This window comes from Xinfangfangia pollutisoli, from assembly GCF_020179405.1.
GTDB lineage: Bacteria > Pseudomonadota > Alphaproteobacteria > Rhodobacterales > Rhodobacteraceae > Pseudogemmobacter > Pseudogemmobacter pollutisoli.
In genome coordinates, this window is sequence record NZ_JAICBZ010000055.1 from 17,330 (window position 1) to 27,516 (window position 10,187).

The 10,187-nt window shown below is 68.3% G+C and carries 8 protein-coding genes; 7 read left to right on the top strand and 1 reads right to left on the bottom strand.

All coding sequences use genetic code 11. The features are described from left to right. Positions 1-33: 33 nt before the first annotated feature. A complete protein-coding gene (idi, locus tag K1Y73_RS15080) occupies positions 34-612 on the bottom strand; it encodes an isopentenyl-diphosphate delta-isomerase (RefSeq protein WP_404819094.1) in 579 nt (192 codons plus the stop codon). Positions 613-761: 149 nt separating this feature from the next. Here idi and K1Y73_RS15085 point away from each other — a divergent pair, with 149 nt between their 5' ends. From K1Y73_RS15085 to K1Y73_RS15115, 7 genes are all read left to right on the top strand, one after another. Further along, positions 762-935 carry a hypothetical protein gene (locus tag K1Y73_RS15085; protein WP_225029132.1) on the top strand — a complete coding sequence of 58 codons (174 nt, stop codon included), beginning with the start codon at positions 762-764 and terminating at the stop codon, positions 933-935. Between the two features lie 127 nt (positions 936-1,062). Beyond that, a complete protein-coding gene (locus tag K1Y73_RS15090; RefSeq protein ID WP_225029140.1) occupies positions 1,063-2,352 on the top strand; it encodes a sensor histidine kinase in 1,290 nt (429 codons plus the stop codon). Further along, positions 2,349-3,338, top strand: coding sequence for an NADH-quinone oxidoreductase subunit B family protein (locus K1Y73_RS15095; RefSeq protein ID WP_225029133.1), 990 nt, complete (start codon positions 2,349-2,351; stop codon positions 3,336-3,338). The genes K1Y73_RS15090 and K1Y73_RS15095 overlap by 4 nt, the downstream gene beginning before the upstream one ends. After that, complete coding sequence (locus K1Y73_RS15100; RefSeq protein ID WP_225029134.1) at positions 3,335-4,768, top strand: nickel-dependent hydrogenase large subunit; 1,434 nt, start codon at positions 3,335-3,337, stop codon at positions 4,766-4,768. Before K1Y73_RS15095 ends, K1Y73_RS15100 begins: the two co-directional genes overlap by 4 nt. A gap of 51 nt (positions 4,769-4,819) precedes the next feature. Continuing rightward, entirely contained in the window at positions 4,820-7,060 is a 2,241-nt protein-coding gene (gene hypF, locus K1Y73_RS15105) for a carbamoyltransferase HypF (protein ID WP_225029135.1), read from the top strand. Between the two features lie 202 nt (positions 7,061-7,262). Continuing rightward, on the top strand, positions 7,263-8,348 hold the full coding sequence (locus K1Y73_RS15110) for a hydrogenase small subunit (protein ID WP_225029136.1): 1,086 nt from the start codon (positions 7,263-7,265) through the stop codon (positions 8,346-8,348). Between the two features lie 3 nt (positions 8,349-8,351). Next, positions 8,352-10,151 (top strand): nickel-dependent hydrogenase large subunit, encoded by a 1,800-nt coding sequence (locus tag K1Y73_RS15115; protein ID WP_225029137.1) that lies wholly within the window; start codon positions 8,352-8,354, stop codon positions 10,149-10,151. The last annotated feature ends 36 nt before the right edge of the window (positions 10,152-10,187 follow it).

Genomic DNA, 10,187 nt, shown 5'->3' on the forward strand with positions numbered 1-10,187 from the left:
CCACCCCAGAGATAGGCCCTGCGCCGCCGCCTGTCAGCCCCCTGGCGCGGGCGGCGACAGGCTGTGCGGGCGCGCCTGCGCGGGCGGGCCGAAGATCCGCTCCAGATGCTCGGTCAGATAGATGCGCAGCCAGGGGGTGAAGCGCGCGGGCGCGCGCGCCAGGTCTTCCAGCAGCGCGGGCAGCGTGATCCAGCGCGTCGCGGCCACTTCCAGCGGGTCGGGCGCCAGGGCCAGATCCGGCCCGGCCTCGGCCAGGAAGACATCGACCAGCTCATGCTCGACCAGGCCGCCGCCCACATCGGCGCGATATTCCAGCCGGTCGGCCCAGCGCGGCTGCAGCCCGGTGATGCCCAGTTCCTCGCTCAACCGCCGTATGGCACATACGCCCGCATCTTCGCCCCAAAGCGGATGGGTGCAGCAGCTGTTCGCCCAGAGAAGCGGCGTGTGATACTTGCCCGCCGCGCGCTGCTGGATCAGCACCTCGGCGCCACGGGTGACGAAGACCGACACCGCCTTGTGCCGCAGCCCGCGCTGATGCACCGCCAGCTTCGGCACCGGCACCAGCTGCCCCTCGACCCAGGCCGGGATCGCGTCCTCCAGCCCTGTCACCATCTTCTTGCCCTGCATCATCCGCCCTCGATACGCCGCAGCGGCCCCAGGCCGCAAGACGCGGCGCATCCGCGCAAGACCCGGCCCGCGGTAACCCGCCATTAACGCGCCTTGCGCCATCCTGATCCTGCCCGCTGGACAGGAAGAACCCCATGCGCCTGATTCACCCCGCCGATGAGCTTGCCGATATCCGCAGCGAAATCGCCCGACTGAAAGCGCGTGAGGCCGAATTGCGCGCCCTGCCCGGCACGATCCCCGCCGCACCGCGCCCCGGCTGGCCGATCCAGCGCGGCACGCCGCCCCCGACCGCCCCGCCGCAGCCGTGATGCGCGGGCCCTAGGCAAGCGCGGCGCAGCGGCCTATCCTCAGCGCCGAGGAGCAAGCGCCGTGACCCCGCACCGCCCAGAAGACACTGGCCTTCCGACCGGCCTTCCCGCCGCCCGCCCCGCCGCCATGCCCGAAGAGGCCTGGATCGAGGTTCTGTCGGCCGTCGACCGCACCTATGCCGATCTGGTCGACTATCAGGAACAGCTGGAACGCCAGAATGCCCGGCTGCAGGACATGCAGGCCTTCCTGACCTCGATCCTCGCCTCGGTCTCAGATGTGCTGATCGTGCTGGACCGGGCGGGGCGGATCGAACAGGTCTCGGCCTCGCTTCTGGCCCGCAGCGGCGCGCGGGCGCAGGCGCTGACCGGGCAGGATGTGGCCCGCCTGGTGCCGCCCGAAGATGCGGCACGGCTGGCCGAGGTGCTGGACCGGCTGCGCGCCGACCGGCGCCCGGCCGTTCTGGAGCTGGCCCTGGCCACGCCAGATGGGCCGGAGCCCCTGGAACTGTCGGTCGCGCCGCGGCTGGACGACCGCGGCCGGGTGGCGGGCTTCGTGCTGACCGGCCGACCTTTGGGCGAATTGCGCCGGGCCTATGCCGAGCTGACCGAAAGCCATGACGCGCTGAAATCGGCGCAAAGCCTGCTGGTGCGCAACGAGAAACTCGCCTCACTGGGCCGGTTGCTGGCGGGCGTGGCGCATGAATTGAACAATCCGATCAGCTTCGTCTATGCCAATGCCCATGCGCTGGACCGCTATGTCGGCAAGTTCGAAACCTATTTCGCCCGGGTCCAGGATGGCGCCAGCCGCGAGGATCTGGTGACCCTGCGCGAACAGCTGCGGCTGGATCGCGAAATCACCAATCTGCGCCAGGCGACGCAGGGCGCGCGCGACGGCGCCGAACGGGTGCGCGACATCGTCGAGGATCTGCGCCGCCTGTCGTCGGACGGCGCGGGCGAGCGGGTTTCCTTCGATCTGGCCGAAACGGCGCGGGTCGCGGCGCATTGGGTGTTGCGCGGCGCCAAAGAGGCCCCGGCCCTGACCATCGACGGCCCCGGCACGGTCCAGGCCTGGGGGCGGCCCGGCCATATCCAGCAGATCGTCATGAACCTGGTGCAGAACGCCGTCGATGCGGTCGAAGGGCGCAAGGGCGGCGCCGTCACCCTGACCCTTGCCGCCGAGGCGGGCCGCGCCCGGCTGACCGTGTCGGACAATGGCCCCGGCGTGCCGGCCGAGGTGCGGGCCTCGATCTTCGATCCGTTCTTCACCACCAAATCCGTGGGCCGCGGCACCGGCCTGGGCCTGTCGATCAGCCTGAAGATCGCCGAGGAACATGGCGGCCATCTGACGCTGCAGGACCGGCCCGGCTCTGGCGCGGCCTTCCTGCTGGATCTGCCGGCCCAGGGGATTTCGGGATGAATCTGCTTTGGATTCAGGCTTCTGGCTGCGGCGGCTGCACCATGTCGCTGCTTTGCGCCGAGGGCCCCACGGCGGTGGAAGCGCTGTCGGATGCCGGCATCAGCCTGCTCTGGCACCCCGCCCTGTCGCGCGAGACCGGGGCCGAGGCGCTGGCGCTGCTGCAGGCGGTCGAGGCGGGGGAAATCCCGCTGGACATCCTCTGTGTCGAGGGCGCGATCGCCCGCGGCCCTCGGGGCACCGGGCGCTATCAGATGCTGTCGGGCACCGGCCGCAGCCTGATGGACTGGACGCAGGCGCTGGCGGCAAAGGCGCAGCATGTGGTCGCGGTCGGCACCTGCGCGGCCTATGGCGGGGTGACGGCGGCGGGCGGCAATCCGTCCGATGCCTGCGGGCTGCAATATGACGGCGCCCTGCCCGGCGGTCTGCTGCCCGCGGCCTTCCGCGGCCGCGCGGGCCTGCCGGTGATCAACATCGCCGGCTGCCCGACCCATCCGGGCTGGGTCACCGAAACGCTGATGCTGCTGGCCGGCGGCGCGCTGGCGGCGGGCGATCTGGACGGGCTGCAGCGGCCGCGCTTCTATGCCGACAACCTGGTGCATCACGGCTGCCCGAAGAATGAATTCTACGAATACAAGGCCTCGGCGCGCGAATTGTCGGATCTGGGCTGCATGATGGAAAACCTGGGCTGCATCGGCACGCAGGCGGTGGGCGATTGCAACATCAGGCCCTGGAATGGCGAGGGGTCCTGCACCCGGGGCGGATATCCTTGCATCAATTGCACCGCGCCGGAATTCGAAGACCCGCGCCATGCCTTCACCGAGACGCCGAAACTGGCCGGCATCCCGGTCGGCCTGCCAACCGACATGCCGAAGGCCTGGTTCATGGCGCTGGCCTCGCTGTCCAAGGCCGCCACGCCCGACCGGATCGGCCGCAATGCCGTGGCCGACCGGATCGTGGTGCCGCCGACGCTGCGGACGAAGAAATGACCGAAGGCCCCGCGCGTCTGGTCATGGGCCCGTTCAACCGGGTCGAGGGCGATCTGGAAGTGACGCTTGAGATTGCCGAGGGGCGCGTCGCCGCGGCACGGATCAACGCGCCGCTGTTTCGCGGCTTCGAGCGGATGCTGGAAGGCCGCGATCCGCGCGATGCGCTGACGATCACGCCACGGATCTGCGGCATCTGCTCGATCAGCCAGTCGGCCGCCGCGGCCCGGGCGCTGGCCGATGCGATGGGTCTGGCGCCCGAACCGCAGGGCGCTTTGGTGGCCGCGCTGATCCATGCGGTCGAGAATGTCGCCGACCACCTGACGCATTTTCACCTGTTCTTCATGCCGGATTTCACCCGTCCGGTCTATGACACCCGCCCCTGGCACGGCCGGATGGTCGACCGTTTCACCGCGGCCACCGGATCGGCCCTGACGCGCGCGGTGGCGGCGCGGGCGGAATTGTTCCATATTCTCGGCATGATGGCCGGGAAATGGCCGCATACGCTGGCGATCCAGCCCGGCGGCGTGACCAAGGCGCCCACCGCGCGCGACCGGGCGCGGATCCTGGCCACGCTGCGCAGCTTCCGCCGCTATCTGGAAGAGGTGCTGTTCGGCGCCCCGGTCGAGGCTTTTGCCGACCTCGCGTCGCTGGCCGCGCTGGAGCGCTGGGCCACCGGCGATGTCGCCCTGTTTCTTGAGGCCGCCGCCGATCTGGACCTGGCGCATCTGGGCCGCGGGTCGGGCCGCTATCTGTCCTTCGGCGCCTATCCCCTGCCCGAGGGGCCGGTCTTTGCGGCGGGCCTTTGGGACGGGTCGCGGCGCAGCGTCGATCCGGCCGCGATCCGCGAGGATCTGTCGCATGCCTGGATGCTGGGCGAGGCGCGCCATCCGTCGCAGGGCGAGACGCGGCCCGATGAAGACATGGCCGCCCCGGCCTATAGCTGGTGCAAGGCGCCGCGGCTGGACGGGCGTACGGTCGAGACGGGCGCATTGGCCCGTCAGATCGTCGATGGCCATCCGCTGGCTTTGGCGCTGGCGGCCGAAGGCGGGGTGCGGGCCCGGGTGGCGGCGCGGCTGCTGGAAATCGCCCGGACGCAGCTGGTGATGGAGACGCTGGCCACCGGCATCCGCCCCGAGGCGGCTTTCATGGCGCGCGGAACCCTGCCGCGCGATGGCGCCGGTATGGGCCTGGTCGAGGCCGCGCGCGGCGCGCTGGGCCATTGGCTGACCATCGAGCGCGGCCGGATCGCCCGCTATCAGATCATCGCACCGACGACCTGGAATTTCTCGCCCCGCGATGCGGCGGGCGTGCCCGGGCCGGTCGAGGCGGCGCTGGAGGGCGCGCCGGTGCAGCCGGGCGAGACCACGCCGGTCTCGGTTCAGCATATCGTGCGCAGTTTCGATCCCTGTATGGTCTGTACGGTGCATTAGCCGCAACGCCCGGGGGCTCTGCCCCCGGACCCCCGGGATATTTAGGGACAGATGAAAGAGAGTGGCGTTTCGATCCGGGTGCGGGGCCAGGTGCAGGGTGTGGGATTTCGGCCCTATATCTGGAAATTGGCGCGGGAATTCGGGCTGCGCGGCCGGGTGTTGAACGACCCCGAAGGGGTGTTGATCGAGGCGGCCGGGCCCGGGCTGGACGGGTTTCTGGACGCCCTGCCCCGCCGCGCCCCGACGCTTGCCCGTGTGGATGCGGTCGAAGTCTCGGACTTTACCGGCGCCCTGCCCGAGGGGTTCGAGATCGCCGCCTCGCGCGGGACGGGCGCCGAGACGCGGGTGACGCCGGATGCGGCGACCTGCCCGGACTGTCTGGCGGAAATCCGCGGTACGGGGCGGCGGCGCGGCTATGCCTTCACCAATTGCACCCATTGCGGGCCGCGTTTCACCATTCTGCACGGTCTGCCCTATGACCGGGCGCAGACCACGATGGCCGGCTTCACCATGTGCCAAGACTGCCGGGCCGAATACGCCGATCCCGGCGACCGGCGATTTCATGCCCAGCCGGTGGCCTGTCCCGCCTGCGGGCCGCGGCTGTGGTTCGAGGCCGGGGGGGCCGAGGTCGCGGGCGATCCGGTCGCGCTGGCGGTTGCGCTGCTGCGGCGCGGCGGGATTCTGGCGGTCAAGGGGCTGGGCGGGTTTCATCTGGCCTGCGATGCGCGCAATGCCGAGGCGGTGGCGCTGTTGCGGGCCCGCAAGCGGCGGCCCGGCAAGCCCTTTGCGCTGATGGCGCGCGAAGCGGATCTGGCCGGGATCGTCGCGGCGACCGAGGCCGATCTGGCGCTGCTGCGCGATCCGGCGGCGCCGGTGGTGCTGATGCCGTCGCTGGGCACTCTGCCCAAGGCGCTGGCCCCCGGCATCGATACGCTGGGCGTGATGCTGCCCTATACGCCGCTGCATCATCTGCTGCTGGATGGCTTTGGCGGCCCCCTTGTGATGACGTCGGGCAATCTGTCGGGCGAGCCGCAGGTGATCGGCAATCAGGAAGCGCGCGAAAAGCTGGGGGGCTTTGCCGATGGCTTCCTGATCCATGACCGCGACATCGCCCGGCGTATGGACGATACGGTCGAACGGGCCATACCGCCGATGGTCTTGCGCCGGGCGCGGGGCCGGGTGCCGGGCACGCTGCCCTTGCCGCCGGGATTTGAGGCCGCGCCCCAGCTTGTCGCCTATGGCGGGCAGATGAAGGCGGCGATCTGTCTGGTGAAGAACGGCCAGGCCCTGCTGGGTCACCATCTGGGCGAGTTGGACGAGGCCCTGACCTGGGATGCCTTCCGCCAGGCCGATGCCGATTATGCGGCGCTGTTCGATCATCGGCCCGCGCTGGTGGCGGTGGACCTGCACCCGGATTTCCGCGCCACGCGACATGGCACGGCGCGGGCCGAGGCCGAAGGCTTGGCGCTGCAGCGCGTCCAGCATCACCATGCGCATCTGGCATCCTGTCTGGCCGAGAACCTTTGGCCCCTGGACGGCGGCAAGGTGGCGGGGATTGTGCTGGATGGCACCGGGCTTGGCCCGGATGGCACGGTCTGGGGCGGCGAGGTTTTGCTGGGCGATTATGTAGGTTTCGAAAGGCGGGCCTGGCTGAAGCCCGCGCCCCTGCCCGGCGGCGACCGGGCGGCGGCAGAGCCCTGGCGCAATGCGCTGGCGCGGCTGGATCAGGCGGGCCTGTCGGATTGGGCCGATGCGCTGTTCCCGGCCGCGCCGCGCGCCGTGCTGCGGCAGGCGGTGGCGGCGGGGGTGAATGCGCCCCTGTCTTCCAGCGCGGGGCGGCTGTTCGATGCGGTGGCGGCCTGTCTGGACCTGTGCCCCGAGCGGCAAAGCTATGAGGGCGAGGCGGCGATGCGGCTTGAGGCGCTGGCACAGGGTGCGGCGCCTTGGCGCTTTGATCTTGACGGTGGCCAGATTGACCCGGCGCCGGGCTTTCATGCCCTGCAGGCCGGGCTCTGGCCCGACGCGGCGCAGGCGGCGGGCGGGTTTCAGGCGGGTCTGGCACAGGCCTTTGCCGCGCAGGCGCGGGCGCTGGTCGAAAGCGGCGAGGCGCGGGCTGTCGCCCTGTCGGGCGGATGTTTCCAGAACACGGCCCTGCTGCAACTGACCCTTGACGCGCTGACGGGCCTGCCCGTTCTGACCCATCGCACGACGCCCGCCAATGACGGCGGGCTTGCCCTGGGCCAGGCCGTCATCGCCGCGGCGCGGCACATTCTTGCTGCGGAAGCTTCGTGACCGGCCAGGCGGAAAGCCGGTTAGCATGCGACCGCATACCGAAGCGCCACCTTGGCCCAACCCCCTGACCGAAAAGCAATAACCCGGAATCCGGCTTTCGGTGGAATCCCTTTGTTTGCCCCGGCCCGGCCTGTTTCCCTAAGGATCGGAGGGCTGCGCCTTGGGCGGGCCCGCACGGCTAAGGGACAAGGGAGGGCCAGCGTTGAGCCAGATCGAGACCTTCTACGAGGTCATGCGCCGCCAGGGGATCACCCGGCGCAGCTTCATGAAATACTGTTCGCTGACGGCATCGGCGCTGGGCCTTGGCCCGGCCTTCGTGCCGAAGATCGCCCATGCGATGGAGACCAAGCCGCGCACGCCGGTGATCTGGGTCAATGGGCTGGAATGCACCTGCTGCAGCGAAAGCTTCATCCGCGGCGCCCACCCGCTGGCCAAGGACGTGGTCCTGTCGATGATCTCGCTGGATTACAGCCACACGCTGATGGCCTCGGCCGGTCATCAGGCCGAAGCGGCGCTGGCCGAGACGATCGAGAAATACAAGGGCAATTACATCCTGGCCGTCGAAGGCAACCCGCCGCTGAACGAGGACGGGATGTTCTGCATCGTCGGCGGCAAGCCCTTTGTGGAACAGCTGAAATGGGCGGCGAAGGACGCCAAGGCCGTGATCAGCTGGGGCGCCTGCGCCAGCTATGGCTGCGTTCAGGCTGCCGCCCCCAACCCGACCCGCGCCACCCCGGTGCACAAGGTCATCACCGACAAGCCGATCATCAAAGTGCCGGGCTGCCCGCCCATCGCCGAGGTCATGACCGGCGTCATCACCTATATGCTGACCTTCGACCGCCTGCCGGAACTGGACCGTCAGGGCCGCCCGGCAATGTTCTACGGCCAGCGCATCCACGACAAATGCTATCGCCGCCCGCATTTCGACGCCGGCCAGTTCGTCGAGGCCTGGGACGATGAAAACGCCCGCAAGGGCTATTGCCTGTACAAGATGGGCTGCAAGGGGCCGACCACCTACAATGCCTGCTCGACCGTGCGCTGGAACGAGGGGACGAGCTTCCCGATCCAGTCGGGCCATGGCTGCATCGGCTGCTCGGAAGACGGGTTCTGGGATCAGGGCAGTTTCTACGACCGGGTGACCGACCTGACCCAGTTCGGTGTCGAGGCCAATGCCGATCAGGTCGGCCTGGCGGCGGCCGGCGTGGTCGGCGGCGCGGTGGCCGTGCATGCCGCGATTTCCGCGCTGAAACGCGCCCAGAAGAAGACGCAAGAAAAGGTCGAGGGTTAAGCAATGACGATCAACACGCCGAACGGCTTTGCCCTTGATACCAGCGGTCAGCGCATCGTCGTCGACCCGGTCTGCCGGATCGAAGGCCATATGCGCTGCGAAGTGAACGTGGATGAGAACAACATCATCCGCAACGCCGTCAGCACGGGCACGATGTGGCGCGGGCTTGAGGTGATCCTGAAAGGCCGCGACCCGCGCGATGCCTGGGCCTTTACCGAGCGGATCTGCGGCGTCTGCACCGGGACGCATGCGCTGACCTCGGTCCGCGCGGTGGAAGACGCGCTGGGGATCACCATCCCCGACAATGCCAATTCGATCCGCAACCTGATGCAGCTGGCGCTGCAGATCCATGACCATGTGGTCCATTTCTACCATCTGCACGCGCTGGACTGGGTGAACCCGGTCAACGCGCTGAAGGCCGACCCGAAGGCCACGTCGGAACTGCAGCAGATGGTCGGGCCGAACCACCCGCTGTCCTCGCCAGGCTATTTCCGCGATGTGCAGAACCGGCTGAAGGCTTTCGTGGAATCGGGCCAGCTGGGCATCTTCAAGAATGGCTACTGGGACAATCCGGCCTACTTGCTGCCGCCCGAAGCCGATCTGATGGCGACGACCCATTACCTGGAAGCGCTGGATCTGCAGAAGGAAATCGTCAAGATCCACACGATCTTCGGCGGCAAGAACCCGCACCCGAACTGGCTGGTGGGCGGCGTGCCCTGCCCGATCAACGTCCATTCCACGGGCGCGGTCGGCGCGATCAACATGGAGCGGCTGAACCATGTCAGCAGCATCATCGACCAGGGCCTCGCGTTCATGCGCAACGTCTATATCCCGGACGTGGCGGCGATCGGCAGCTTCTACAAGAACTGGCTCTATGGCGGCGGTCTGTCGGGCAAGTCGGTGCTGGCCTATGGCGACATCCCCGAACATCCGAACGATTTCTCGGCCGAGCAGCTGCATCTGCCGCGCGGCGCGATCATCAACGGCAATCTGAACGAAGTGCATGATGTCGACATGCGCAATCCCGACGAGATCCAGGAATTCGTCGACCATTCCTGGTATCAATATACCGGGGCCGAGGCCGGCAAGGGCCTGCACCCCTGGGATGGCGAAACCGCGCCGCATTTCGAACTGGGGCCGAATGCCAAGGGCACGCGCACCAATATCGAACAGCTGGACGAGGCGGCGAAATACAGCTGGATCAAGGCGCCGCGCTGGAAGGGCCATGCGATGGAAGTGGGGCCGCTCGCCCGCTATATCGTCGGCTATGCCAAGGGGCATGAAGACATCAAGAACCAGGTCGACAGCTTCCTGGGCCAGATGGGCCTGCCCCTGACCGCGATCTTCTCGACCCTGGGCCGCACTGCCGCGCGGGCGCTGGAATCGGAATATTGCGGGCGTCTGCAGAAGCATTTCTTCGACAAGATGATCGCCAATATCAAGAATGGCGACCAGTCCACCGCCAATGTGGCGAAATGGGATCCGAAGACCTGGCCGAAAGAGGCCAAGGGCGTGGGCGCGACCGAGGCGCCGCGCGGGGCGCTGGGGCACTGGATCAAGATCAAGGACGGCCGCATCGAGAATTATCAATGCGTCGTGCCGACGACCTGGAACGGCAGCCCCCGCGATACCGCCGGAAATATCGGCGCTTTCGAGGCCAGCCTGATGGATACCAAGGTCGAACGTCCCGAAGAGCCGGTGGAAATCCTTCGGACCCTTCACAGCTTCGACCCCTGTCTGGCATGTTCCACCCATGTCATGTCGCCCGATGGCCAGGAACTGGCCCGGATCAAGGTCCGCTAAGGAGGAACCCCAATGAAGAAACTTGCACTCACCGTC